This is a genomic window from Haloarcula sp. H-GB5 (assembly GCF_054850705.1).
Genome location: NZ_JBTWBG010000003.1, coordinates 47,010 through 72,754 on the forward strand (window position 1 = coordinate 47,010; position 25,745 = coordinate 72,754).

At 53.8% G+C, this 25,745-nt stretch carries 19 protein-coding genes and 1 pseudogene; 6 read left to right on the forward strand and 14 right to left on the reverse strand.

Going from position 1 to position 25,745, the window contains the following annotated elements:
* Positions 1 to 657: 657 nt before the first annotated feature.
* Positions 658 to 2,124, reverse strand: a complete 1,467-nt coding sequence (gene arcD, locus ACYJ11_RS15755) for an arginine/ornithine antiporter ArcD (protein WP_170098783.1) — start codon at positions 2,122 to 2,124, stop codon at positions 658 to 660.
* Positions 2,125 to 2,486: 362 nt separating this feature from the next.
* Here arcD and ACYJ11_RS15760 point away from each other — a divergent pair, with 362 nt between their 5' ends.
* A complete protein-coding gene (locus ACYJ11_RS15760) occupies positions 2,487 to 3,281 on the forward strand; it encodes an IclR family transcriptional regulator (protein WP_461648480.1) in 795 nt (264 codons plus the stop codon).
* Between the two features lie 1,043 nt (positions 3,282 to 4,324).
* The gene (locus ACYJ11_RS15765) at positions 4,325 to 5,506 is read left to right on the forward strand and encodes an NAD(P)-binding protein (protein WP_461648481.1); all 1,182 of its coding nucleotides are present in this window, start codon (positions 4,325 to 4,327) and stop codon (positions 5,504 to 5,506) included.
* A gap of 354 nt (positions 5,507 to 5,860) precedes the next feature.
* Here ACYJ11_RS15765 and ACYJ11_RS15770 read toward each other — a convergent pair whose 3' ends face one another.
* From ACYJ11_RS15770 to ACYJ11_RS15800, 7 genes and pseudogenes are all read right to left on the reverse strand, one after another.
* Positions 5,861 to 6,244 (reverse strand): hypothetical protein, encoded by a 384-nt coding sequence (locus ACYJ11_RS15770; RefSeq protein ID WP_188978311.1) that lies wholly within the window; start codon positions 6,242 to 6,244, stop codon positions 5,861 to 5,863.
* The gene (locus tag ACYJ11_RS15775) at positions 6,241 to 7,086 is read right to left on the reverse strand and encodes a ParA family protein (protein WP_461648482.1); all 846 of its coding nucleotides are present in this window, start codon (positions 7,084 to 7,086) and stop codon (positions 6,241 to 6,243) included. The genes ACYJ11_RS15770 and ACYJ11_RS15775 overlap by 4 nt, the downstream gene beginning before the upstream one ends.
* A gap of 101 nt (positions 7,087 to 7,187) precedes the next feature.
* Positions 7,188 to 8,399: a tyrosine-type recombinase/integrase gene (locus ACYJ11_RS15780; protein WP_461648722.1), complete on the reverse strand. Its 1,212-nt coding sequence runs from the start codon at positions 8,397 to 8,399 to the stop codon at positions 7,188 to 7,190.
* Positions 8,400 to 8,829: 430 nt separating this feature from the next.
* Positions 8,830 to 9,009, reverse strand: a pseudogene (locus ACYJ11_RS15785) (transposase); the annotation flags it as partial.
* A gap of 313 nt (positions 9,010 to 9,322) precedes the next feature.
* A complete protein-coding gene (locus tag ACYJ11_RS15790; RefSeq protein ID WP_461648483.1) occupies positions 9,323 to 9,664 on the reverse strand; it encodes a hypothetical protein in 342 nt (113 codons plus the stop codon).
* Between the two features lie 476 nt (positions 9,665 to 10,140).
* Positions 10,141 to 10,578: a hypothetical protein gene (locus ACYJ11_RS15795; protein ID WP_461648484.1), complete on the reverse strand. Its 438-nt coding sequence runs from the start codon at positions 10,576 to 10,578 to the stop codon at positions 10,141 to 10,143.
* Between the two features lie 284 nt (positions 10,579 to 10,862).
* Positions 10,863 to 11,561 carry a DUF2270 domain-containing protein gene (locus tag ACYJ11_RS15800; RefSeq protein WP_461648485.1) on the reverse strand — a complete coding sequence of 233 codons (699 nt, stop codon included), beginning with the start codon at positions 11,559 to 11,561 and terminating at the stop codon, positions 10,863 to 10,865.
* 768 nt (positions 11,562 to 12,329) lie between these two features.
* Between ACYJ11_RS15800 and ACYJ11_RS15805 the strand changes: the two genes are divergently transcribed.
* Entirely contained in the window at positions 12,330 to 13,286 is a 957-nt protein-coding gene (locus ACYJ11_RS15805; RefSeq protein WP_461648723.1) for a bile acid:sodium symporter family protein, read from the forward strand.
* A 768-nt stretch (positions 13,287 to 14,054) separates the two neighbouring features.
* Positions 14,055 to 14,711 (forward strand): lactate utilization protein, encoded by a 657-nt coding sequence (locus ACYJ11_RS15810; protein WP_421642640.1) that lies wholly within the window; start codon positions 14,055 to 14,057, stop codon positions 14,709 to 14,711.
* Between the two features lie 188 nt (positions 14,712 to 14,899).
* On the opposite strand, the gene ACYJ11_RS15815 is transcribed toward ACYJ11_RS15810, so the two are convergent.
* From ACYJ11_RS15815 to ACYJ11_RS15825, 3 genes are all read right to left on the reverse strand, one after another.
* Complete coding sequence (locus ACYJ11_RS15815; protein WP_461648486.1) at positions 14,900 to 15,496, reverse strand: TetR/AcrR family transcriptional regulator; 597 nt, start codon at positions 15,494 to 15,496, stop codon at positions 14,900 to 14,902.
* A gap of 144 nt (positions 15,497 to 15,640) precedes the next feature.
* Positions 15,641 to 18,133 (reverse strand): efflux RND transporter permease subunit, encoded by a 2,493-nt coding sequence (locus ACYJ11_RS15820; protein WP_461648487.1) that lies wholly within the window; start codon positions 18,131 to 18,133, stop codon positions 15,641 to 15,643.
* A 27-nt stretch (positions 18,134 to 18,160) separates the two neighbouring features.
* Positions 18,161 to 20,095, reverse strand: coding sequence for a COG1361 S-layer family protein (locus ACYJ11_RS15825; RefSeq protein WP_461648488.1), 1,935 nt, complete (start codon positions 20,093 to 20,095; stop codon positions 18,161 to 18,163).
* A gap of 494 nt (positions 20,096 to 20,589) precedes the next feature.
* On the opposite strand from ACYJ11_RS15825, the gene ACYJ11_RS15830 reads away from it, so the two are divergent.
* Entirely contained in the window at positions 20,590 to 21,201 is a 612-nt protein-coding gene (locus tag ACYJ11_RS15830) for a TetR/AcrR family transcriptional regulator (protein ID WP_461648489.1), read from the forward strand.
* 15 nt (positions 21,202 to 21,216) lie between these two features.
* On the opposite strand, the gene ACYJ11_RS15835 is transcribed toward ACYJ11_RS15830, so the two are convergent.
* Positions 21,217 to 21,687: a hypothetical protein gene (locus tag ACYJ11_RS15835; RefSeq protein WP_461648490.1), complete on the reverse strand. Its 471-nt coding sequence runs from the start codon at positions 21,685 to 21,687 to the stop codon at positions 21,217 to 21,219.
* A gap of 493 nt (positions 21,688 to 22,180) precedes the next feature.
* Here ACYJ11_RS15835 and ACYJ11_RS15840 point away from each other — a divergent pair, with 493 nt between their 5' ends.
* Entirely contained in the window at positions 22,181 to 22,537 is a 357-nt protein-coding gene (locus tag ACYJ11_RS15840) for a HalOD1 output domain-containing protein (RefSeq protein WP_461648491.1), read from the forward strand.
* Between the two features lie 501 nt (positions 22,538 to 23,038).
* Here ACYJ11_RS15840 and ACYJ11_RS15845 read toward each other — a convergent pair.
* Entirely contained in the window at positions 23,039 to 24,283 is a 1,245-nt protein-coding gene (locus ACYJ11_RS15845; protein WP_461648492.1) for a Cdc6/Cdc18 family protein, read from the reverse strand.
* 824 nt (positions 24,284 to 25,107) lie between these two features.
* A complete protein-coding gene (locus ACYJ11_RS15850; protein WP_461648493.1) occupies positions 25,108 to 25,713 on the reverse strand; it encodes a helix-turn-helix domain-containing protein in 606 nt (201 codons plus the stop codon).
* Positions 25,714 to 25,745: the final 32 nt, after the last annotated feature.

The following is a 25,745-nucleotide window of genomic DNA, read 5'->3' on the forward strand; positions in this document are numbered from 1 at the left end:
TTTCACTCAGAGAACGCGCGACAGGTGTCGACCTACCGGCCACAGAGCAGTGAAATAAGTCCTGCACGGTTCCTTCTCGATCGGAACCGACTCTGTTGTGATCGTGTGATATTTTACTATAAGCTAGTTGTATTGCTATTTGGTAGGTGTTCCAGTGATTGTGTTGTCTCCGCTCGCGTGGCGAGCCACTAACTCAGAATGAACTAGCCGTTCAACGCAGGAGCATATTTAGATATCCGCCGTCTTCAAGGCCCCTATTACCGCTTTTAACACAGAGATACCTGCGGCGCTGTTTATCCACGAGATCAAGTGAAAGTGGATCTGTTAGTATCTTAAACCGGCACACAAAGCCATCGCCTCCCGAGATTTGGCATTATTCGCTAGAATGAGAGATGTTGTTGTTTTTATTTCCAGTGGAGTCGTCACTTGGCCCCACAAGCAAAATTATTTTGATACTTCTCATAATAAACCAGATACCCTATGTAATTCGAGGCTTCCGGTCTATCGACTGTTCTTCCCTGCCAAACTGTGTCAATTACTGTATTTCGTGTCCTACTAAGCTGGACCCAGTAGGCAACAGGTCCAAGAACGGAGAGATACTGTAGATTCCGAGTTGGGTTCGGATTCTCACTTAGTTACTTGTTTCAAATGGTGCCCTCAGTCGCTATCTGCCGGTGCAGCCACGTTACTCGTCATATGGTCGTCGGTATCAGTCTCAGTATAAGTGATCTGCCAGCCCGTAACTCCCATCAGAATAAGGATGAGCGGCGAGAGGAAGCCCAAGAAGTAGTAAGGCGCATACTGGAACGTGCTGACGCCGAGCGTGCCAGCCATGAACACCGCGCCGCTGTTCCATGGAATGAGCGCACTTGTGACAGTGCCGGAAGACTCGATCGCCCGCGAGAGGTTCTCGGTCTTGAGCCCCTTCTCTTCGTAGAGACTGCCCAGGGTCACGCCGGGAACAACGATACTGATGTACTGTTCTGCCGCAAGGACGTTCATCGAGACTGACGACAGAACCGTAATGCCGGTGAGACTTCCGACGCTCCTGCTGAGCCGACCGAGATGATGAGCTAAGACGGCGATAATTCCAGTACACTCGAACAAGCCGCCCAGTGCGAGTGCGGCGATAGCAATTGTTACCGCCCATGCACCGCCAACCATGCCACCGCTCGAGAGGAGGCCGTTCACGAGCTCCATCCCCGTTTCCGGGCTTGTCCCGCTCTGTGCGACAGTCCAGACCGACGTGAACGAGTTGCCCTGAAGCACAGCCGAGGTTATCGCGCCGGCAAAGACACCGGCACCGAGAGCCGGAATTGCGGAGATGCCGTAGATCGCCAGCCCAAATGTCACGATAAGTGGGAAGAACGCGAGCGGAGAAATCGTGAACGAACCCGTAAGTGCCGTCTGGATCTCAGCGATCCGGTCGACAGGGATGGCCCCTGAGGCGCGGATGCCGAGGCCGGCGTACAGGACGACAGCGATGGAGAAGGCAAGAAACGTCCCTGCCCGCATCGCATTGATATGATCGTACAGATCGGTGTTCGTCACCGCCGAAGCGAGGTTTGTCGTGTCCGAGAGCGGTGACTGCTTGTCACCGGTGTATGCGCCCGTGAGGATTGCACCTGCGGTCATCGGCTCAGGGAGCCCGAGTCCCGAACCGATTCCGATGAAGGCAACACCGAGCGTCCCCGCTGCGGTCCACGATGACCCGATAGCAAACGTTATCGCCGCAGTGATGATCGCTGTGAGCGGGAGGAACACTATCGGATGCAGCAGGTCAAGGCCGTAGTACATGAGCGTCGGGATCGTTCCAGCATGTATCCAGGTCGAGATAAGCGCATAGACGATAAACAGGATGAACACGACCTGAATACCCATCAGCAACGTGTGTGTGATCCCGGCATACATCTCGTCCCAAGAGATGTCGAATCGGTAGTAACTGAACAGTCCAGTGAAGGCAATGCCCCAGAGGAGGGGGAACTGCGGGTCAAGTCCGTAGATTCCGATTCCTATGCCCAGTGCGGTTAGCATCCCGATGATCGGTATCAGCGCCTCCCCCAGAGAGGGCCGGTCTTCGGGGTCGATGTCGTCGTACAGCTTGATGTCGAATTCAGAACTCATACGTATTGATTCTATTACGTATCTCGATTCCGCTGGTTGCGCAGCGATGTATTTGCATCAGGGTCTGTCCCTTCTGATGAGAGACGAATCGGTTTTTCAGACTCTATACGAGTAGTTTGGCGACTACACCGGCTGTGGCAACAGCGCATGTCATTTGCCCCATCGACACCATCATTAATAAAAGTTCATGGAGAGAAGGGGGCAGCCAGTCGTGATGTCTGGACCGGATCCGACTGTGCTTCGAAATCCGCTGCGCCGAGACAGATCGTCCCAGTCTGATCCGTATTTTTGAAAGGAACCAGCAACAGACTGTGCGTTCGATATACCAAAATCATATAACCATGATAAACGAGGATCAACACATGACTGAACGCGAACCACCGTCCCGACGAATCAAGTCAATGCAGACTGCCAGTGAGATCCTGCGTGAACTTCAGTCACAGTCTGAGGCGACGCTATCCGATCTCTGTGAAGACATAAATGTTGCTAAAAGTACACTACATACGTATCTACAGACACTCGTTGCTGAGGACTTTATCGATAAATCAGATGGCATCTATCGATTAGGGCTGCGGTTCATACCGCTCGGTGAGAGCGTCCGGAATCGGGTCGACCTCTATCAGCACGGCAAAGAGGAAGTAGAGCGCCTCGCCGAAGAGACAAACGAATGGGTCCACCTCACAGTTGCGTACCGGAACAGGGAGGTAACGCTATACGAGCACAATGGGGGCGCGACTGTGGCCGTGGACTACCAACGACGAACCAGGGAATCCCCGCAGTATCTCCACTGTACTGCGACCGGAAAAGCGCTGCTGGCACATTTCAACGAAGCGCGAGTCACTGAAACAGTGGCCGCTGAGGGACTCGTTCAGCAGACAGAAAAGACGATCACTGAACCCGACGAACTGCGGGAAGAACTCGCGGACATTCGAGATAGGGGATACGCAGTAAACGATGAGGAGGAAATCAGGGGACTACGATCCGTAGGCGCTCCGATACAGGACGTGGACGGAACAGTCTGTGGTGCGATCAGCGTGACCGCACCGAAAATGCGACTCTCCGGCGAATACCTCCGTAGTGATCTTCCGGAATTGGTGATGGAGGCAGCAAACATCATCGAGATCAATTTGGAGTCCGCAGCCGCCAGCGATGAGTAGTATTCACGTATATCAAATACCATGGTCACTTCTGCGGAGCGTTAACAAAGATTCTTTGCGCAGATATCGCACACGGCAGTGATGTAGCGCCGCATTTCACACGTTCTTTATCAGGCCCAACAGTCGCAGCGAGTATTGCCTAAAACGACGCATAGCGGCTTGCAATTCTGCTATATTCGTTAATTCCGAATCGGAGTTCCGTGTTAACGCGAGGGAACACCCCTGCCGACAACGGCACCTCGTGCGCTCTTTCTGTATGGCCTCAGCCACACGCCAGCCAGTGCAGCGGGGATCAGAGCTACCGGGATTTTGTTCGGTATATTCAATGCACAGAAAAAGGGGTAATCGGTCCCGTGCAGGACGGTAAGATGGGAGTTTGTCTCCATCCAACAACTCAGGTAGTCTCAGCCGATTGCGCAGCCGACATTCAAAGACACCACACCAACCGTCATTGTTCCGCTCATCAGCAACCACATCTCTGACCTCTCAGTCGATTCATGTGATGCGAGCAGCGGAGCGTGGCCGGAGTGGGACTAAACATTCAGAGCCAATAGAACGGCCACGGCCGCAACATAATAACAGTGGTACATTCGTTACCCCCACACGGTATAATTTGATGAGAAGACGACCATGTGAATGTCTCACGACACCAAAATGTCGGCGTCTGCATTTTAGGTGTTGAATAGCGGCTTTACAACTTTATTGATTGATATAATGCTGTATTGTGGCTACTCATTGGTCTTTGTGCTGAATTTACTACCCGAATTTTGATAGTAGCTGTATGAGCAGAGTCCTTGGATATATTATCGTCAGAACTGGTTAAAGCTGATACGATTCGTGAGTTTGCTACTGGACTCGGCTACTTTTCTCCGGCCGGATGCTGTCAGGGTCCCTATTCAGCGTCCTTCAGGTAGAAAGACGTGACTGAGTTTCCGATGCGATCTATCAGCTATATTGTCACATATTCTGTTAGACCTCGGCTATCGAGTCTCTCTCCGTTCACCCTGACCGCTCTATTCACAGATGTTAACTTGTGTTTGGTGATGTGTAAACAGGACTCCCAAAACAGGGAGGACCACACGAGCACTACGCTGGTCGATAGACAAACGTCGGTTGTGGCGTGGAAACGGCGTCAAATACGGGCGGGCAATGGGATATTTGAAATAGCTACCCTCGAATGGTACAGTATGAGAGTTTCTATCGTCGGAGGGGGATTCGCCGGGTTGGCGGCAGCCCAACTGGCTGAAGAGGTCACATCGGACGTGCAACTCTACGATAAGGGCACATACAGCGGTGATCGAAGGGACGCATGGGGGGAGATGGTCTGGGACTACTCACAAGTGCCACTAGATCGGCACGTTCCGGGCTACGTCAGAGAAGCTAACACCGGGATATTTGTCGGTTCTGACGGGAAGACTGTCATAAACGTCCCCGATGGCGTGATATTGAATAGAGGGGAGTTAGAGAAACACTGGGCAGGCACGCTCGAACGAACAGAGATTATAGAGGACACAGAAGTCGACGAATCGGAGTTCCGAAGGCTATCTACGGAATCAGATCTGCTAATTGATGCCACCGGTCAGTTCCCGATTTCGAGTCGGTTTACGCCCCTGTCGTATGACGTAGCGTGTCCGACGCTGAGCGGGAGGATAGAGGCCGACTTCTCCCATCTGTATCCCGAACCAAGAGCGCTTGCGTACGAGAACTACTTCCTCTGGATCGTGCCCCAATCGCCAGACGAAGCAACTGTCGGTCTTGGTTGTCGGGAGAGCAAGTCCCCTGCCGAACTGTACGAGGATATGCAACAGTTGCTTGCGGAAATCGACATTGAGCCCCCAGAGCGGGAGGCCCTGTACAGCGGAACGGACGTCTCAAACGGCTTGCGGAGTATTTCACACTGTTCGTACGAGCTAAACGACTGCACAGTACATATTGCAGGTGATGCCATCGGATTGGCGAACCGCCTGACGGGCTTTGGAATGGTTCATGCGGCACAATCCGGCCGAGCTGCTGTGCGTTCCTTCGTGCAGGGAGAGTCGTATAAACGCAGGTTGTTGTGCCAGAACTTCTGGACAAAAACTATCACCGGTGTAGTATCGCCCATTCATCACACCATCGGGTTAGACGGAATAGCTCGATTAGCGAAGTCAGACATTGAGTATCAGGAGAGCTTCGAACCGCAGCAGCCTGCAGATATTCTGAGTGCTGTCCGAACCTTCATCTAGCGCCTTCAGTCAAGATTCGACGTTCAGTCTATCAGCTTGCGGTACCACATAGAGGGGCTGACGAGAACATATAGCGATCAAAAATGACCGGCCTATATATCTATCTAGTATAGCTACTCAGAATAGCCAACCAGCTAAGCTATACAACATAGTCAGTAATTATGGCCAATAAGTATAGCTGCAAAAGCCAGTCGAGCAAGCGAGTGTACAAATATAGTCAGCCAGCACAACTATCGGCTCCAGTTGCATTCGACAGGGAAGGCTCAGAACAACGAGTATCGGACAAGACCACCGGCGAAGTACCAATGAAGCTCCTCGTCGACAGCGCTAATTTCCGTCAGAAAGCAAAGAGAGTTAGCGGGAAGCAGTTGACTGCTCCCAGTCGTACCCCCACTCACGGAGCTTCTCGGCGACAAGATCCGGATTGTCCATAGCAACGACGAGAGCAGCTTCAAGCGCGTCAGTCTTGTAGACGTCTTCGCCGACTTCGTCCTCCAAATTGCGGAGGAACGTGGACTCCCGCTCCTCAACCTCGGGCCGGATAAAAATCGGCCGTTGTTTGCGATCCTGCTTGACGGAGTCCCGCCGGAATTTGTATGGGATGTCAGGCTGGGCCGTAGTTTGTACGTCACTGGATTCAGTTTCGGTAGCCGTCACCTCATCCTGCTGCCCATCCGATTCCGGTTCTGTATCTGCATCCGTCTCTGCAAACGGATCGTCGCCGGAGCCGGACTTCATGCTGTTGCCTCCTGTTCCCGGGTCTGCCGGAGGTGTGCCGCCAGTTCTTCGAACTGCTCCAGCGTTTCCATTTCATACTCACGTTCCCGGCTCCGGTGTTCTTCAATGTATTTGAACGCCGAACACTGTTTGCGCCAGCACCCTTCGAGCAAGGACGTTCGCTCGCGGAACACGACCGGAATATCATACGACTCCGAACGGAGCCGTTTGAGCATCTCTTCTTGATCGTTGGTTCCTTTGAACCGGTTCGGTACGGCAGCTAACACGCCCACGTTGATATCGAGCGTGTCTTCGAGTCCGGTGACGAGATCTGCAAGACCCTCGACAGACTGCTGGCCCTTTCCGCTTGGTTCGAATGGAATGACGAGGTTCCGCGTCGCGTGCAAGGCGTTGTACAGTTTCACGTCTGCGGTCGCAGGCGGGTCAATGATGACAGTGTCATACTCAGACGGAACGCCCGCGTCCTTTAGCACACGAAGGAGCTGGACGTTCGGGTTCCAGTTCTCACCGAAGTCCGCCGCTTCCTCCTCGCGACGCCGCAGATGTTTCGAAAGCACCTCAAGAGAGTTGTGTGCGGGAAGGACATCGACACCTTCGGAGGTCTCAATGAGGTCAGCGAACGGCCCGCGTGGCCGTTCGACGAGGTGCCGAACTAAGCTATCGGCCTCTGAGTCCGTTCGGTGGTCCGCGACGTCGAACAGGAACGAGAGGCTCCCCTCCTGTGGGTCCATATCGATTGCCAGTACGTCGTGACCAGCACGGGCGTCGGCGACAGCGAGGTTCGCCGCCATCGTTGTCTTGCCGACACCGCCGGCCTCGCTGTACACGGTGTAGGTCAGCATACCGTATCGGATTCACTGCACAGATATAAAGATTAGTCAGACGGTATAGCTATATAGTATAGCCACACGCCGCCTCCTGAAGCGGGCTTGCAAAACGTGGGCTACTCGACGAACAGCCCTGCAAGCGTCTCGCGCATCTCCGCCCGTCGGTGAGACCGGGCCTCAGACTCGGAGAGGTAGTTATCGAGTACGACTTGTGCAGACGCCGAGCCCTGCTCCGCTGCGACGTCTTCAAACCGTTCTGCAACTCGCCTAACAGCAGCGCCGTACGTAGTATACCAGAATCGACGGCCAGTTTTCGGCGTTGGTGTGGCGCCGTCGACAGTGACATCTGCGGCCTCGGCCACTGATTTGAACCGGCGTCGGATGGTTTCGGCAGTTAGATGGCCAGTAGCTGCAGACGGAGAGGGCAGGAGATAGCCACTCCACTCTGGACCGTCAAGCGTCTCTATACGGCGCTTTACTGTCTCCAGACCGGCCAGCAGAGCCACGGTCCCAGGACCGTTTTTCCGCTCGCCGTCACCGAACTCTATGTACGGATGGGAATCATCGTCCGGATCAAGGTTGAGCTGCCGGATATGTAGTGATGCAACTTCACTCGGGCGAAGCCCCCAACCACAACATGCGACCATCATAAATCTGTCTCGTTGATCAGTCGCTGCTGCATACAGCTGCTGGACAGCGTTTCTATCAAGTGCTTTGTTGTTCCAGGACGGAGTCGTATCCCACCCAAACCGGATTTCGAGATCAGCGAGTGGATTGTACGCGGCGTTTCCGAACATCACCAGGTGCTTGTAGAACTGCCGTGTGTCCTGAACGTATTTTCGCCGTGACGCAAGCGTCGTCAGGGCATCGTCCAGTTGGTCCATCGCATCAAACGTCGCCGCTACCCGATCCATCTCTGCAACGCGTTCGTCGGGATTCTCCAGCGGTGCGAGCAAATCTTTTGTATCGTGGATATTGGTATATACTTTCGCGTAGCGTCGTAGAATCGACCGCCGTGTGTCGATCGTCGCGTCAGCACGCCCACGTCGAGTCGAAAGCTCGTCGAGGTACGCTTCGATGGCCTGCTGTGTGTTGTCAGAGAGGAAGTCAAATGATCCTGATGGAGTCGTGGCTACTGGTACTCCGATTTCATCGTAGAACTGCCCCGGAGACAGGTCAAATCGCCGTTGGAGGTGCTTTACGAATCCCGGGAATTGTCGGTTCAGCCAAGTGTACGTGGGGGTTTCAGCGGTCGGATCCAATCCATCGGTTTCCATCGTCGGTACGACTGTTTCGTGATAGAAAGACTCGCAGTCAGCGAAGTCCATGGTTGAGTAGCGAATTTTACTCATTGGTTTTGGGGTGGAGCGGCAGCAACCGACGAACTGGTCTAGCTGGTTCGTCTGAATCGCCGATTTTTCGTATGTAGCGCATATTCATCGTGCAACTAATAGTTTGTCTTGTATTGTTTTCTCATGCAGAAACCCACAACAAGACAAATACTGGCGATTGAATTACCGCAGCGCATAAACCATATGGTGCTATACCAAATTGGATTCTGTAGACTCCACTGTTTCGGAGGATACGCTCGTTTTTGGGACGAATCTGCCTCGAGTCGTGATTTTCTCGGCGGTCAACGGTCGATATCGACCGGGTATGGAGGCAATTGTCGGATATACGTGAGAAATATCGTGAATTCAGGCGCTGCTGAATAGTGTCGCCACTCACGAGCAGCGGACTCAGAGAGCGCCCAGCCGGTCAGTTGGGTGGGAGTAACGCCGAAACGAGGATCTCGATGCATTCGCCTGCGGTCAACACTGGTTCGTAGTCCATCCCGTCGTCGACACCCGCTTTCAGCAGGAAGTCCGTGAGCCGCCAGATATTGTACAAGAGTACCGCGAACACGAAGTAGAACAACCGGACGCGGTAGTCCTTTGACTACCTGCTCTGGCGGGACCGGGACGACGAGTCGTGACGAAGGGCACTGCCTACCGCCACGGCGGCTGACAGCCCCAGTCCACACGTCTCGCATTGCAAGCCCTGCCTTTGATTACTCAAAAAGTACGTATATCCTCTATACTGACCAATTCGAGTCGGTGAAATCGTGTGCCGAACTGGTGACCTATCCACGCCTTTCTATACAGCACCTCATTTGTATCAGCCGCTGTTGATTTCAGCAGAGCCGTTCTTCTCTTTAGCTTCTGTCCGGTGATGCACTGCCATTTCGATGCGCAGATGTCCAGTCGAGGGATTAGTCGTCCTCGTCGTCCTCACCACGCAAGCGACGGACCGCCTTGTGCCAGGAATTTTTGGCCATATGCCCGGGGTCCGCAAAGGGGGTGTATGTGATGTCGTACGGGAGGTCCCGCTTCGCAGTTTTACTGAGGTGTGCCCGCAACTTGCCGGTCTTCCAGTACCAGAAATCAGCCACCGCCACGAGAGCCAGCACGGCGAGTACGCCAGCCGCAGCGAGGCTGGTGAGATTATCCAGCGGCCATACGACGAAGTAGAACAAAACCGGGACGATAGCCAGCGAAACCGCGTAGAAGAGGTATACGATCGAGTTGCCTGAGATTTCGATACTCCGCTCCATCAGTACACCAATCACCTAGCAGACAATCACGTAAAACGCTTTTCGACGGGCGAACAGACGTGTTGCATTCCGCTGTGTTCCTCTCGGTGTCCACCGGGCCGCATAATCTCTTGACACTTGATCGGTAATCGATATGCAGCTGTATTGATCGAGTAGTTCACTACCGCCTACACCGATAGAAAGGGACACAACAAATCTATCCTCCGAGGTTGTGAGACACCATGGCGGAGTCAAGCACAGATTTCCGTCGGACCCCTATCCTCTTCTAAGAGCACCAATGAGCAGGTAAGACCGAGCTACAGAATGGTATTCCGGATGACGTGCAGTAGCTCCCGTAACAGTCACCGTTGGCTATACCTCTGTGAAGAACTTCAGCACACGGGGTGGGAGAGATCGTACAATGGCCACAGCCAATAGGATAGAACAGACTCAGGGGTTCTGAAATGTGGCTTACTTGAGGGCCAAGCTCTCAGTTGTCACTCACCAGGACCAAACTCTTGACACCCAAATCGATCCCTGTTCTCCGGCTGTGCACAGAGATAATCGAGCCGTTTCTTCATTTCGGACCGTGACATGCCCGCTCGGTTTTCTCGGGACTCCGCGAGCCGGGCTTGGCTAGCATTTAGCATTTTTTCTTTCTTTTCTAGTTCCGAAACAAGTGTGTCTACGTCCTCGTTACGTGTTTTTAATTGTTCGTTGAGATCTTCAGCACGAGATTTTGCGGCCTTTTCGTCTTCCCGGGTTTCGCTCAGTTGTTCACGCAATTCCTCGTTTTCAGCGTGGAGAGCTTCGTTCTCTGTTTGTATGTCCTGTGCAGAATCCTGAAATGCAACTGTCGTCCCGACTGTCCCGCTGGTAGCCACCACAGTAGCGATGAGTAGCCAGGAACTGATATTGCGTGCAAGCGTGGTCACCGGTGACCCTCCTCTACTGTAGCCGGAGTACTGTACTGGTGCCCATCCCGGTGCAGTAGTACCGAAGGTTGATTCGTCATGTCCCAGCCTGATTGGTATGTGCTACTAATCGTAGTTTCCAGTTAGTTACATTTGGATAGCGAAAAATCCTCTAATAGTGCATCAACACTGGTGTAGAGGCCAGATGAACTGACCGGTTATTTCGCGTTCGTTATCGACGCGACCCACAGCATGTACCATTGCCACATGTTTCTGTGGGACTTCGACGAATGCCAATCACTACCTTATCCACGGAGGTCCTCAGACCGAAGCTCTCCTTTTGCGTGCCATGTTCTGGGGCGGACAGCGATTGCGATTGCAGCGGCGTATAGTAGTCCGACAGTGCCGATGACGACGACGCCGGGAAGCATTCCGATAGCGGCGCTCTCCGTCCACAGGCCAGGACTGAACACGGTGATTCGGACCAGCCATGCAGTTAGCAAGACGGTGAAAAGCGGGAGGTACACTCGCCGGAGTCGGTGCGCGATAGCTTCCTCGGTGCTGATCTTGATTGTCGGCTGTCGATAATCCTCACTCAGTGATTTGCGCCAGTCCGGGTCGGCCACGCCTGCAGCTGGGTCTAGCCCGTAGGCGAAGACGTTTGCCTGCAGTGTTCTGACTCGGCTTCGCCAGATGTCGTATCCTCGATATCGCCTAGCCTCGATGAACAGAAACACTGCTAGCGTGGCCGTTCCGATCAAGAGGATGTAATGAGGGATGTCCGGCCGCGAGAAGGCCCACGTGAGGATTGCAGAGATTACCAGCACTGCCCAGTTGGTGGTCCGGTCGAGGCGTTCGCGCCAGAACTTCATCCGATGGATCTCGCCGCGATAAAGATGGGCCATGGCTGAACTCGGACCCATATCCTCCTCTAGCAGGCCCTCGCCGACTTCCCGATGTGTCGAGTCGGTCGCGTCGACATCCTTGTTTGATACCCGTGTCATGAGTGGGGGATGAGCAACTGGAAACTGGACTCGGTCGTGTGCTGGGAGGCCGGCCCCGAGTCGACACTATTGTCGGAATTACTCCTGTCGTAGTCTGGTGGCTTATCGGCGGTAGCCGTCTGTTGAGGCCCCATAGTCATCGTGTTACTCTGTTTTGCGGACATAATGCTTGAGAACGTCCCTACCCTCTTTTTCACCCGACGATAGCTCGTCAATAGTTTGTTTCGCCTTGATTTCCGGCATCGAACAGTTCTTCGCTGTGACATCCAGTGTCTGAGCAAGTTCGTGGTCGACCATAGTATTGTTTCTGTTAATCAATACTGTATCCACATATAAAAACACAGTGGTAGTGTTTCAGCTTGTGTACTGCATTATCGAATCCTAAGGGGGATATCACAAAAGAGACCTGCGGGTCTGCGAAGGTGTAATTGTGTGGTAGTGGATATACTGTGCTATATTTATTGGTATACTCACCCGTGCAAGAACGTGATTACCTGGTCCACTCTATTGCGTTCCCAGTGTCCCGATGGCGTACTCTGGTGAGAGACGCTAAACACGTGTGATGTCGAGTGTATTACTGGACTCAGCACTAGATGTCCAAGTCAAAATCTAGGTCACTCCCGGTCCCGACGATTGGCCAACATTCCGAAGAACCAGCAACTGTCCTGTATTTCATCTTCGTTATCCGGCATTACAGTCGCCCAAAGTAAACCTTTTTTACATTGTTCATCATCCAGATATGTGACTTCGATATCGACGCTTCGAGCGGTGAGTCGGGCCGCAAGCAAGTACTTCGTTGTCTGGGTAATCCTTCTGGCGGGAATCGCTCTCGTTAGGCCGGACCCGTTTGTCCCAGTTTTGGACTACGTGTCCCCACTACTCGGGCTGATAATGCTCGGGATGGGGTTGACGCTTCAGCCGACAGACTTTCGCCGACTAATCGAGGAGCCTGTGGATATCGGCATCGGTGCTGTCACGCAGTGGCTGGTGATGCCTGCCGCTGCGTACGGACTGTATGTCCTACTTGACCTTCCGGACGCTGTCGGTATCGGTCTCATTCTGGTCGGTGCCGCTCCCGGTGGGACCGCATCGAACGTGATGACGTATCTCGGTCGGGGCGACGTGGCCCTATCTGTCGCGATCACGACCCTTACGACCCTTGCAGCACCGATCGTGATGCCGGCCTGGGTAGTGTTTACCCTCGGTGAGCAGATCGATGTCACCTTCGCGGAGATGTTCCAGAGCATCATCCAGATTGTCATTATTCCGGTGTTGCTCGGATTCACGATCCGATATCTATTGGATCGCTATTCGCCGAAAGCCGCTGAGATAGGTCCCGACGTGTTCCCGGTTATCAGTGTCGCCGCCATCGTCGCCATCGTCGCTGGCGTCGTGGGTGCGAACGTGGACAACATTCTCACTGCTGGCCTACTCGTGCTAGTGGCGGTCGTCACGCACAACGCTATCGGGCTTGGCTCAGGATACGGTGTCGGCCGAGTAACTGGGATGTCGAGCGACCGCGTTCGGACCTGTGCGTTCGAGGTGGGGCTGCAAAACAGCGGTCTAGCCGTCGCGCTGGCGACGACGCTGTTTGAGCCTGCAGCCGCACTCATTCCGGCGCTGTTCAGCGTCTGGCACAACATCACCGGGCCGGCGCTGGCAAGCTTCTTTAGCTGGCAGGACGACAGACAGCAATCCGTCGAGACCGTGCCGAGCGACGACTGAGACTCGCTTCCCGCGGTAACCCGGTTTTCGGTGTTATCAAATGCGCTCATCTGGCTGTGAGCGACCAAGCCGTACGGACATTGGAGCCGGGGCGGGGGAACCGTTCGGCTATCCCAACAAACAGAGTTGTCGTACTCCCGGTCTGTCTGATGACAAGATCAGCGATGTCGATTCTGTGTTGCCTGAGTAGTGATGCCACCGCTCACTGGCTCCCGATTGGTATCTTGCCAGGTGAGACTAAAACAGATTAGTGATTCCTTCCTTTCGACGTAACACAGTGTGTACGATGTTCAGCCCGTAAAATACCGAGCCGCTATGTGTCCGTCCATGCTCTGCTCAGATGTCACCAGCGATTGGAAACGCTGAACGAGTGCTGGCACTGCGGGCAGTGATAGATCGTCGTATATCCGGTACTCGAAACATCCCAGTCTCCCCCGATCATACCACTCTCAAAATCACAGTCCGGGCAGAACAGAACCATTTTTGAGGGTGTCCCAATAGTGTCTGTAGTTTCCTTACGAGTCATTTGCATTGATAGCGTAACATGATGAATGGAGCGCAATATATGCTACCCCCCGGTTTTCAGTATTTGATATCGCAGTCATCAATCAGATACCCCGTGCTGTTTCCGGACAGAATACAGCCATGTGTCACATCCTGACAGGCGATCGGGGTATCACCGATGTAACTACCTGACACCGGTGTCCGCGAGTACTTTTGGGGGAGCTACACCTCCGTATTGATGCTGACACACTCACACAACACAATATGTCTCAACAGAAATCAGATTACGCAGACGACGCGGATATCGACGAATCGCTGGACGAGCTGGCCTCCGAGGAGACCATCGAGGAGACCGTCGAGAACCTAGAGGCAAACGGGTTCGATGTTATCGTCGTTGACTCGACTGATGATGCGCTCGCAGAACTTCAGTCACTCATCCCCGCAGAGGCGTCTGTGATGAACGGCCACTCGACGACGCTCGAAGAGATCGGGTTCGTCGAGTACCTGAGCGAGGGGGACCACGAGTGGGAGAGCCTCCCCGACGAGATCTGGAGTATCGACGACGACGCGAAGCGCCAGGCTGCCCGCCGAGAGTCACAGACGGCGGATTACTTCCTCGGAGGCATCAACGGCATTTCCCAGACCGGCGAACTCGTCGCGGCGGACCGTTCGGGGAGCCGCATCGGTGCGTATCCGTTCGCGGCCAGTAACGTCGTCATCGTCAGTGGCGTGAACAAGATCGTGCCGACACTCGAAGACGCGCTCGACCGACTGGAAACCGTTGCGTACCCACTCGAAAACGAGCGTGCGAAGGAGGCCTACGGCGTCGATTCCGCGATTGCCAAACAACTCATCCTCCGTCAGGAGCTCGAAGAGGACCGCACTACCGTTGTCCTCGTCCGAGAACACCTCGGCTACTAACTGCAGTAATTCGGGGCTGAACGGTGTCGGCTCCGCTACCCTTCCTTTCAGGTTGGAAACACACTATCGAAAAACACCGGTTCTCGACACGTTCTCAGTCTTCGTAGTCTACAGGAGAACAGCCTGTCGATGAGGTTGATCCGGATCATGTAACAGAGGTAATTTGACGGGTGCCAGACTGGCAGGAGCTACGAAACCAGATGGGAGTCGATATACGAGAACAGAGACGCTTTCGATGCGGCCGTCGCGGCTTCACGGTCGGTCGTGAGGCGGCTATACATGGTTCCTTTGACCGTTGCTAGAATGTGTTCGGCCGCGTGCGTCGGATCAACATCGCGAAACACATCAGCTTCAACGCCTCGGCGAACAGTTTTTTCGATGATTGTAGCGAGTCGAGTATCGATCTCGGTGAACTGCTCGCGAAATACCTCCCGCTCCAGCGCTTGCGGGGAGAGCGTGACTAAAACGCTGTGTAGCTGGCGTCTCTCCTCGGTTAGCTGACACGGGAGGAGTGTCCTGATGATGTGGTTGAGGTCTTCTTTCGGATCGTCACCGATGCTGGTATTGATCGTCTCCTCGAATCGGTCCACAGTGAATCTGAGGAACCGAAGAAGCAGGGCGTCTTTCGAGTCGTAATAGTGGTATATCGTCGACTTGGCCTTGTCAAGTTCCTCAGAGATACGCGATATCGAGAGCGCAGCGTACCCACTGTTAACAAGCGCTCTGTGAGTTGCGTGCATGATTTCCTTTTCAGTTTCACAGAGAGCGTCGCTCTCTTTAGTCATATAGACAGTCGTCCTCCCTGACTGTGGCTGGGGTGGCAGTACAGTACCGCTTGTTCGAACGCTGTCCCCGAGCGGTTCTGACTAAGTTGGTCAGTTTGGTCATACCGGGCCCAGATGAACAGGAGCTGAAGTGAGTGGACCGCATCAGTTCACGCTCCGCGATTGGCGCGACGAGAGTAGCGTCCCAAGCGTTCCACGGCTGCGGTCCCAGATGACGATCGAGGTTGGGAGCACCAGTATGGACGCTACGAACGAATAGAGCACACTGAGGGCGATCAATAACCCGAACTGCCCCAGGATCGGGACGACTGCGAGGACGAGCACTCCGGTTCCAGATGTCGTGGTGACCATACTGCCGGCCAACGCACCACCTGTTCCCCGGACGCTGATGTCGAGTGCTTCGAGCAAGCCGACGTCGCCGCGGTACTCCTCGGAGAACCGATGGACAAGGTGGGCGGAGTAATCGATACCGAGCCCGATTCCGATCGATAACGTCGTTCCGGTGAGGACGTTAAATGGGATGTCCAGATACCGCATTGTCGCAGCCAAGGCGGCAATGGTGAGCAGTATCGGGATGAGGTTCGCAACCCCAAGCCCGGGACGGCGTTCAAGTAGCCAGTACGCGAACAACAGGAACACTGCAGACGCGACAATTGCGAGACCCAGGCTTATGTACGCCGATTCTGCGATTACATCCGAGACGGCTTTGAGTACCACAACGCTGCCGGTTGCGGTCGCCTCCATCCGGAACTCATCGGCAACGGCTCTTGTGTCCTCTGTCACTTCCTGTTGACTCGCATCAGACTCGACAGAATACACGATTCGCGTGCGCGTGTAGTCGTCAGTCATGTACGATTCTGCCCGGTCGCCGTACGGTGAGTCATACAGCGCGTTGTAGATGGTCGGAAGATTCTGGTCGGGGACACCGTTTCCGTTCTGATCGTTCTGTGCGACGAGTTGTCGGAACTCCGGTGAAGCACGCTCGTAGCGGTTAATGACGGTAAGGATACTAGTCGAATCTGCACTCCCACCGGTTGTAACAAAGGAGTCGGGTGGGTCCTGATTCGCCCGGTGGATCTCCTCTAGCGCTGTTCCGTCCTGCAACGACCCTTCGACGTATACGGTTACTGTATCACTCTCGCCGCTCTCGAAGTTGTCCTCAAGATAGTTTATCTGTTTCGTGACTGTGTACTCATTCGGCGCCACAGCTTCCGGCAGGACCTCGACGTATCCGGGGTTCTCCTCCGGTGGGAGGAAGTCCTCAGTGGTGAACCGGGTATCGATTCCAGTCCCATACGCCCCCATGGCTGCCGTAGACACCAGCACGAGGGCGAAGAATACGTACGGGGCTCGGCGGGCGATTGCGACACCGACAGTCAGCGATTTACCGACTGCAGAGTCCTCAGAGCCAATCGGAGCGGTACTGAATTCGGGGAGGTCGTATCGCACCCGCTGCTGGTCCGTGAAGTGCTTCAGCGCTGGCAGGAAGATACCGAAGATGAGGAATGTAAATAGGATTCCCACACTGGCGACGAACCCGAGGTCGCGGATCGGACCAAGCTGACTGGTCCCGTTGGCGGCGAATCCCAGTACTGTCGTGCCAGTTACGATGAAAAACGCCGGGAGTAACTGATCTGTCGCGGTCCGCATTGCAGGCGTCGGTTCGATCCCCTCGACGCGTTCTTCGCGATATCGATTTACGGCGTGGATCCCGAAGTCGATTCCAACGGCGAGAAGCAACGGCGGGACTGTGATCAACATCTGTGTGAATGGGATACCGGCCCATCCCATGAACCCGAATGTCCAGATAATCGCCATCGCCAGAGAGACGAGACCAATGAGCAGATCAAACGGGTCCCGGTACGCGATAATGAGGAAGAACAGAATCAGGACCACGGCGGCTGGGACGACGAGTCCCAGCGAATCGGAGATGACGCTGCTCAGTTCTGCAGAGATGATCCCGCTGCCGAAGACAGAGATATCACCGTCGACCGAACTGACTATATACTCTGCTTCCTGCTGAATGGGCGTCAGTGGTGATGTCCCCTGTGTCCCAGCACTGTTTGAGACACCTGGCACCTCGTGTGTAACAGTCGTCAATGTTGCCGATGCCGACGGTTCTTGTCGGTTCAGGTCGTTGCTGAGGAGTCCTGCGACCCCTGCCTGGCGCTCGAGCGTCTTTCGAGCAGCCGATTTGATTTCCGACTGTGAGGCTGCTTCTACGGCATCGATCTGTTCAGGCAGTGTCTCCGCGTCTGGTGCAAGCGTCTGTGCGACGGCCTGTGCGACACTCGTCGTTCCGACGACGTCCTGTGATTCGCGCTGTGTCAGCCGGTTCTGGGCTTTCAGCATATTGAGGATCGCCGGCTTCGACAGGACATTCGTGTCTTTCTGGATTAGCGTCGTAGTGCCGGTCCCCTCACCGAATGGTTCGCGCTCGAAATTGTCATTGACTTCGTCGGACGCTTCCTGTGCAGGAACGCCCTCAGTGAACTGTGATGTCCCCGAGTCAGTCGCGGTCATGCCGAACCCTGCCGACAGAACGAGGGTTACAACGATGAACGCAGCAACGACTGTCTTGTCACGATTGACAATCCAATCGTCCAGGATGTCGATATATTTTTGATAGTCTAACATTGTGACATATACGTTAGCATCAGGGAGTTACTGTCGCCTGTACCAGACGATGCCGCCAACGACTGCGAGGAGTCCAACGCCACCGATAAGCCACAGTGGCGTTCCGCCGCCTCCAGACTGGTCGGTGACTTCTATTGGGAGACTGTAGGTATCTGAGACCCGTTTGTCCCCGTCAGGCGTCTCATACTGGAAGTCAAGATTGAGCGGATACGTCTTGTCCAGTGCATCGCTTCCCGCTGAGAGCTGAACGGAAACCGTTTCTGATTCACCGGGTTCCAGCTCAGCGATAAACGTTTCATCGTCACTGCTGCTGAGGGGATCATTGACGAACGCCTTCCCTTCGATACTGGTCAGCGTCTTGTCTTTCGTATTCGTTATCGTAAACGTAATCGACCGGTCCTGCCCCACACCGAGCGTTGCGTTCTGCATTTCGATGTCGAACTCGTCCTGACTACCAGCCACTGCTGAACGAATCTCGAGTGTGTCTGCGTCAACCCTGTCACCGTTATCGTCGCGGTAGCTCACGCCGAAGTCAAACTGCCGGGCGCCTGCCTCTGCGCTGTTGGACACGTCAACGCCAAAGCTGAAGTTGGCCGATTCGCCCGCATCGAGATTTCCGACAGCATACTGCGTCTCCTTTGGCGACAGTGTTGACTGCTGGCTCTGCCAGGAGACGACGACGTTCTCCACGTCACGGGTTCCGGTGTTTGTGAGGGTTGCACTCAGTGAGCCGTCCTCACCTGCCTGCAGTGACGCCTCGATGTCGGATACGCCGAAGTTCTGCTCAGGCGCAGGGGTAATGCTCATCGGGACATCATCATACGCGCTGGTATCGCCTTCTTGATCGTCGTACTGTACGGTAGCCGACAGAGCGTAGCTTCTGTCTTCAGCGTCGGGGCTCGCTGTCGCATCAACACGGACTGTTCGAACTTCGCCTGGCTCCCACTCTCCCACATATGCAGTCGTCGAAGGACTCTGGCCGAACGTTATGTCCGCGTTTTGTGAAGTGAACTTGACAGCGGCGTCGTTGACCGTTAACGGCCCCGTGTTGCGTAGATTTACCTCGTACGTCCCTGTATTGCTGACAGCAACGGAGCTACTTGCGTTGACGACCGAGAACGTCTGTTCAGGGTCGGGTGCAACTGCAACGGATTGACTTGGCGACTGTGTTCTGAGGCCGTCCTCATTGTCAAATGCCACCGACAAATCGAATTGATACGACTCCGGCTCTGCAGCTTCTGTGGACGTCACGCGATACCGGAACGTCCGGGTCTCACCCGTTTCCCATGTATCGACAAACCGTGAGGTTGCAGACCCGCCACTCACTGTGAGGTCTTGGTTCCGTGATTCAAGGGTTACCGCAGCGTTCCGTGCAGGACTGTCTCCAGTATTTTCCACACTGACCGCCACTGTTCCTGTCGAATCTACGCGCGCGTCCGATTCGACATTAGTTACGTTGAACGTGGCGTCGTCGGTGACATCTATTTCAATGTCTACAGTTTCTCTCGTTTGGTCCTCGTCCCGTGCACCTGTTCCTTCGGAAATGTAGCTCGTGTGCTTGTAATCCAATCGTAGCTGTGCATCATACGTTCCGGAACTGGCGTCATCGTCCACGCTGATCGTAAACGGAACCGTAGTCTTCGGCCCCGCTTGCAACGTTCCAAGGCTTCGTTTCGAGTTCTTGACTGATATCGGTGCATCCCCTGAACCAAGCGAGACAGTGAGCCCTTTGGCTGTTGTTACTTCACTGTTCAACGCCGGATTTTGGGCTGAGCCACTTTCAAGATCGCCAGTGTTGACCAGCGAAATTTCTATCGTCTTTTGTTCACCAGGGGCGACGGTGTCGTCTTCGAGCGTTGCATCGATATCGGGGCTCCCAATGACCGCAGCGGTTGCCGTTCCGCTAGTTACAAGAATCCCCACTACGGCCAAGAGTAGCAGCTTCTGTGCGTTAGATGCCATATTAGTAAGGCTTCCATTCAATCCGCGATTCGTTGGTGGTCATAAACGGCTTCGAAATTCTTCGTTTGCCAGTCGTCATTCCTGTGGTTGACTAAACGTTCAATCACATATAGTGCTTTCGTATCTCTTAGGCTCGGCTAGGAACAATCAGCCGATCAAAACCCGGGCTGTTCGATTTTCGGTTCCTCTAGCTGTTTGCGACACAAAGTCCACAAAGACCTCCAAATGGGGCTTAGAGGTACGATACGCATAATAGATATACGAACGGAAAGAACGGGAATGCAGTCCAGTTCACCCTTGAGACAAGGGTCAACAATACGCTTAAGTTTATTGAATGTATAATCAACTGCATGGCTATATACGAACAGTTGTCCTTACTCAATCCAGTGATGAAAACGAGGCCCCAGACTGGCCACATGGCCGACAACGAGGAAACAGTAGAACCGTGAGTGATTTGAACCGTACCGTTCAAGCAGAGAACGGTCGATGTAAAGATGACTAACGAGATATCCTTTTTTGAGAACCCGGAAGGGACCCGCGAGGAGATCCTCGAAGCCACCTTCTATGCACTGCGTCAGCACGGGTATGCGGAGCTGACTATCTCGAAGATAGGTGACGAGTTCGGGAAGAGTCAGTCACTCATATACCACCACTATGATAATAAAGACGAGTTGCTAGTAGACCTTCTTGATTATATGCTTGAGCAGGTCGAAAATCAAGTCCCGCTTCCCAACCAGTCTCCCGAGGCGTATATCGAGGTCATCATCGACGAAATATTTGGGACCAGCAGCAACAGTGATGTCGAGTTTTCTCAGGCTGTGATTGAGTTGCGGGCGCAGGCAGCACACGACGATGATTACAACCGTCTCTTTCGCAGAAGTGATGACTTTATTCGAAAGCAGATCGCCCGTGTCATCCGAGCGGGTGTTGATGCCGGTGCATTTGATGTCGAAGACCCATCGCAGACAGCCGCACTGTTTCACACAGTCTTAGTCGGTATTCAGGCGGAACGGATTACCAGCGACGAGGACACGATCGACGACGTGAGAGCCGAATTCCGGCGGTATGTCGAGCACTGTTTACTCTCCGAGAGCCACGCTGAGTAACGTCTGGCTGATCGATTAACTGCCCCCGTCAGCTGTCATGCCGTCACCGGGCATCGACCGACAGTCCCCTTCGGGTTTCTGGATCGGCTCGACTGAGCCCCACGAGTGGAAATCCCACCGCATTGACTCGGCTTCAATACGTCGCGGATACCCGGAGTCGGCGAGGACGTAGTATGTCACTGGCTCCTGAGAGCCGTCCTGAGAGATTTCATACACCAATACTTCCTCGCCATCGATGGTATCCCGGCCGACCGGCGTGAGGTCTGAATTTGCCTCCGGCTGATCGGCGAACCGACCCGGATCAACCTCATCGCGATCCATCCCCTGTTGCATCGTTCCCCGGAGACACTGCCCCCCAGCAACGGTGTACGTACTGTTCCCAATATGGTACATCTCCATCTGTTGTCCTTGCTGGTCAAACGACCAGTACATATCCCCTTGGTAGAAACGACCAGTCATCTCGATGGTCCGTCCCTCAGACTGCATAGTGGCTGTCATCGCATACGATTCTGGGAACTGCGTGACCTGTCCGAACTGTGTCGATCTATCATCGTTTCCGCTGCCCGACAATGCATCCGTGCTGGTTGTCTCACCTTGATCAGGCGTTGGTTCGGCTCCGCCGCCACTCTCTGTTTCGTCTGACTCACTATTTTGATCGCTGCTGCAACCGGCGAGTGCGATCAATCCCGAACCCACGGCTCCGAGTAGCTGCCGTCTGGATAGTTGATGCATGGAGGCGGACACCTTCAACAAACAGACACTACCGCAGAATTCATGACTATTGTTACCATATGTATCTCACTCTGGTCACGGATGTTCGTCGTATGTGTATTGACTGGTCGATATAGTCTAATATAACTATACCGTATAGCTTAGTAGAATAGTTACTAACTTTTCAAGATTAGATTGAAGATAGTAATTATTATGCCCGAATATTCATACGTGTATTATATGTGCGTTCCAGTTGTTTGCTAGATAGATGACCGACGATAGTCAGAGCGATGGGGCTGCTGGGGATGAGAGACTATTTGCGGCACCGAGCAGCACTCTAACTGAACTTCAGTACGATCCAACCAGCGATAAAGAACTTGCTACGGTCATTGTTCAGGCCGTTGCCGATCAGACGGGAACAGGAACGTATCGTGAGTCGCCGTTACACGACTACATCGATATCGATGCCATTGAGACACTACTATTCGGTACACAGCCAGACCAGTCAATCGGATCAGCGAGCCAGAACATTACCTTTCGGTACCGTAACATTATCGTGACAGTTCGGGCTGACGGTGTGATCCGGCTGTCAGGCACTAACAGCAGCCGCGCAAGAAAGAGCTAATCGTCAGGACCAGGACGGTTAGCCTGAGTTGGTAGCCGCGCTGCATAGCATCCCACTGCCGATATATCTCAAAACCACTGCCTGAATTGCAGACTTTTACCACCGGACGGTCCAGACCAAGATAGTCTACGGTAATCGGTGCGAATAGTTACATGAAAAATTCGTTCCCAGTGATGAACGAGATGGTCTCTGATTTTCGAACAAGCAATGGATTGACGCAGAAAGCTAGTATCCAGCATCTCTCCTGAAACGGGGAGTTAGCTGTAAACATATTATACAGATTTGATTCTCAAAAACAATATCTATAGATTCCACGGTAGTTATCATCGCACCAAAGGTAGAGTCGGTACTATTAGACACCACCGTGTCCGTAGTTCTATACGCCATTGGAGTAAATACGGGAGCTTCCGATCACCGGTAGCAACACCACTGTGTCCGCTGTTCTATATCCTGAAAACCGCTACGTATCAACCGGTTTCGACACCACCATGTCCGCCGTTCCTAAGTGGACTGGAAGTCCGAAAGCGTCGCTTCGCTATCAACGAGGTTAGTGACGGATTTGTGGATTCCAACATCGTCGACAGTCTTCTCAAGTGCTGCAAGAATCATCTCCGGGTCCATCTCGAGAGAATACTCGCGATAGGTTCCCCCACGTCGTCCCTCGTTCCGCTCGATTGCCGAGATGATACCTAACATCGACAGCTCGCCGAGGTGATCACGCATCCGGCGTGGAACAAGCGGATCGATCCCTGCCTTTTCGGCGAAATTCGTATATCGAGGTCTGATATCCCGCGTCCGGGCCGGCGTCTTCCCCTCTTGATCAAGCGTAACCATTGCGTACACGACCAGATGACCGTGTTGTGTCAGTCCTGAAATACCCTCCTGTATCCGGCCTCGTTCCAGAACGTCGCGGGCCTCCCTAACAAGGTCTTCCGAAATCGTATCCGTATCCTTGTCGCGGGCCAGGTCGCCCGTTTTCATGAGTAAGTCGAGTGACTGCCGTGCGTCACCGGCGTCTTTCGCTCCGTACGCAGCACACAGTTCGATGACCCCGTCTTCGAGGACGCCGTCGTGAAACGCTACGTCAGCACGCTGTTGCAAGATCTGGATCAGCTCCTTCGCATCATATGCGGGGAACTGAATTTCCTCTTCACAGAGTGAGCTCTTGACTTTCGGAGAGAGGTCATCACGAAAAGAGAAATCGTTCGAGATACCGATGATACCGATCTTCGCAGACCTTAGATTGTCGTTCGCTCGCGCACGGGGGAGTTGATAGAGGATACTGTCGTCTTCGATGTGGTCCACTTCGTCGAGCACAATGTAGATAGTCCCGCCACAGGAGTCGAGTTCGGTCCACAGCATATCATACACCGTTGCACGGGGATACCCCGTCGTACTGATCTGGCTCGTTTCGTCCCTGAATTCATTGACGAGTCGGGTAGCAATTTGATAACTACTGGAGAGGCCATCACAGTTTAGCATCTTCACCGTGAGATCGATATCCTCGTATTTCGCTGCGTCTTCCTCAAGGTGGTCGATCAGATATCGCGTGCCGGCAGTCTTTCCGACCCCTGTTTTACCGTACAGGAAGATGTTGTTAGGCTGTTCACCGTTGATTACGGGCTGGAGAGCTGCTCGATACCGGTTTAGTTCAGTATCACGCCCGACGAGATTCTCAGGCTGATAGTCCTCTCGAAGCGCATCCCGATCCAAGTAGATCTCAGTGTCGCGTTCGAACATCCCCATAGTCGTTGCCTGATTTATTGGAAGGAACCCACATAAAACCACCCCTGTCCGCAGTGTCCGGAGTGTCCGCTGTTCTGCCACTTATAAAAGAATGGCGGAACCCTCCCACCCCACTATGTCCGCAGTAACTAGAAAAGAGGGGGAGGGGGGAAGAAATGAACTATGAATAAAGGAAAAGTTTATAATAGTCTAGAGAGAGCTAGACCGTAGTGCAATTAGAAAGCTGTAGACGAAGACACTACAGCATTACTCATAGATATCTCTAGCATAGACGAACTCCATTACGAACCAGATCTTCCCGTCTCTTCCCTCCCCCCACTCTGTCCTCCTCGAAGAACAGCGGACAAAGTGGGGTGGGAGTATCACCTCCCATTGCTTGATTGTTTTACACCCTTCAGCCTCTCTGCCGGTGATTCATAGCGTTCCTACTGCCTTAGCACACACCGCCATGTCCGCTGTTTTCCCGTAATTTCCACCAGAACAGCGGACATCGTGGTGTGTCCAGGAACGGCTAACACCACGATGTCCGCAGTAATCCCCTCGTGATTTCTCAAACGGCCAGTAGAACAGCGGACATCGTGGTGTCCACTCGGAGGTGTTCTCTATACGTCTCGGTCAGACGCCACAATGTCCGCAGTAAATCGGCTATAGAGATGTTCTAACGCAGTGTTACTGCAGACACTGTGGTGTCCCCTCTATCATACTGCTCGCTTGTCAGTCATCGGAAAACCGGTTAACCCACTCGCTACGTTCTATCACTGCCCTCCTATTTGAGCAGTTTAGTGCTGAGTTGCGAATCTGCACCTGCTGCTTCTGCATATTTGTTATCTAAACACGCGTTCAACAAGCCGTGCCTCCGCTTTTCTGAGGTGATTTGATGCAGTACTGGGGGCACAACCGAGTTCCTCGGCAACGTCCTCGACGCTCCCATTTCGTGGAACGTCGTAATAACCGACATCCCGTCCTGCGGCGAGCGCTTCGCGCTGGCGTGAGGTCAAGTCGATGGCGAATGTTCCGGGACTGGCATCGTATTCCCCGACCTTCCGGACATTTACCGTTATTCCATCGGGAAGGGCATTCCGAACCTGTTCGAGAGCGGCAGGCTCCCCGACGACATCGAACAATACGACTCCGTGTGGTCGGTAGGCAACCGGTGGGACCACCATTAGCGTCGGCTGTTCGAACGCCGCGTAGAACTGCCGTGATTGGTCAGTTTCTCGGCCACGAACGAACGCGTAGAATGCCTCGTCCCGAACGGGTGTGATATCGTAGCTTTCCATGGTTTCGACCGCAGAAAGCGCCGATTCGTAGGGTTCGCGATCACCGACGACATAAAACAGTGTGTAGGCGATCCCGTCCTCGACCCCGACTTTCCACGTCACGAGCCATTCGCGCTTGATTGCATCGCTTTCGGTCATAAAGCGGTGCATCGGACGCTGATACTCCGGTGCATACTGAATCT

What these genes read in the sequence shown, in the direction of transcription:
- arcD (WP_170098783.1), bottom strand. Translation starts at nt 2,124, where the DNA reads ATGAGTTCTGAATTCGACATCAAGCTGTACGACGACATCGACCCCGAA.
- ACYJ11_RS15760 (WP_461648480.1), top strand. Translation starts at nt 2,487, where the DNA reads ATGACTGAACGCGAACCACCGTCCCGACGAATCAAGTCAATGCAGACT.
- ACYJ11_RS15765 (WP_461648481.1), top strand. Translation starts at nt 4,325, where the DNA reads ATGTGTAAACAGGACTCCCAAAACAGGGAGGACCACACGAGCACTACG.
- ACYJ11_RS15770 (WP_188978311.1), bottom strand. Translation starts at nt 6,244, where the DNA reads ATGAAGTCCGGCTCCGGCGACGATCCGTTTGCAGAGACGGATGCAGAT.
- ACYJ11_RS15775 (WP_461648482.1), bottom strand. Translation starts at nt 7,086, where the DNA reads ATGCTGACCTACACCGTGTACAGCGAGGCCGGCGGTGTCGGCAAGACA.
- ACYJ11_RS15780 (WP_461648722.1), bottom strand. Translation starts at nt 8,399, where the DNA reads ATGGACTTCGCTGACTGCGAGTCTTTCTATCACGAAACAGTCGTACCG.
- ACYJ11_RS15790 (WP_461648483.1), bottom strand. Translation starts at nt 9,664, where the DNA reads ATGGAGCGGAGTATCGAAATCTCAGGCAACTCGATCGTATACCTCTTC.
- ACYJ11_RS15800 (WP_461648485.1), bottom strand. Translation starts at nt 11,561, where the DNA reads ATGACACGGGTATCAAACAAGGATGTCGACGCGACCGACTCGACACAT.
- ACYJ11_RS15810 (WP_421642640.1), top strand. Translation starts at nt 14,055, where the DNA reads ATGTCTCAACAGAAATCAGATTACGCAGACGACGCGGATATCGACGAA.
- ACYJ11_RS15815 (WP_461648486.1), bottom strand. Translation starts at nt 15,496, where the DNA reads ATGACTAAAGAGAGCGACGCTCTCTGTGAAACTGAAAAGGAAATCATG.
- ACYJ11_RS15820 (WP_461648487.1), bottom strand. Translation starts at nt 18,133, where the DNA reads ATGTTAGACTATCAAAAATATATCGACATCCTGGACGATTGGATTGTC.
- ACYJ11_RS15825 (WP_461648488.1), bottom strand. Translation starts at nt 20,095, where the DNA reads ATGGCATCTAACGCACAGAAGCTGCTACTCTTGGCCGTAGTGGGGATT.
- ACYJ11_RS15830 (WP_461648489.1), top strand. Translation starts at nt 20,590, where the DNA reads ATGACTAACGAGATATCCTTTTTTGAGAACCCGGAAGGGACCCGCGAG.
- ACYJ11_RS15835 (WP_461648490.1), bottom strand. Translation starts at nt 21,687, where the DNA reads ATGCAGTCTGAGGGACGGACCATCGAGATGACTGGTCGTTTCTACCAA.
- ACYJ11_RS15840 (WP_461648491.1), top strand. Translation starts at nt 22,181, where the DNA reads ATGACCGACGATAGTCAGAGCGATGGGGCTGCTGGGGATGAGAGACTA.
- ACYJ11_RS15845 (WP_461648492.1), bottom strand. Translation starts at nt 24,283, where the DNA reads ATGGGGATGTTCGAACGCGACACTGAGATCTACTTGGATCGGGATGCG.
- ACYJ11_RS15850 (WP_461648493.1), bottom strand. Translation starts at nt 25,713, where the DNA reads ATGCACCGCTTTATGACCGAAAGCGATGCAATCAAGCGCGAATGGCTC.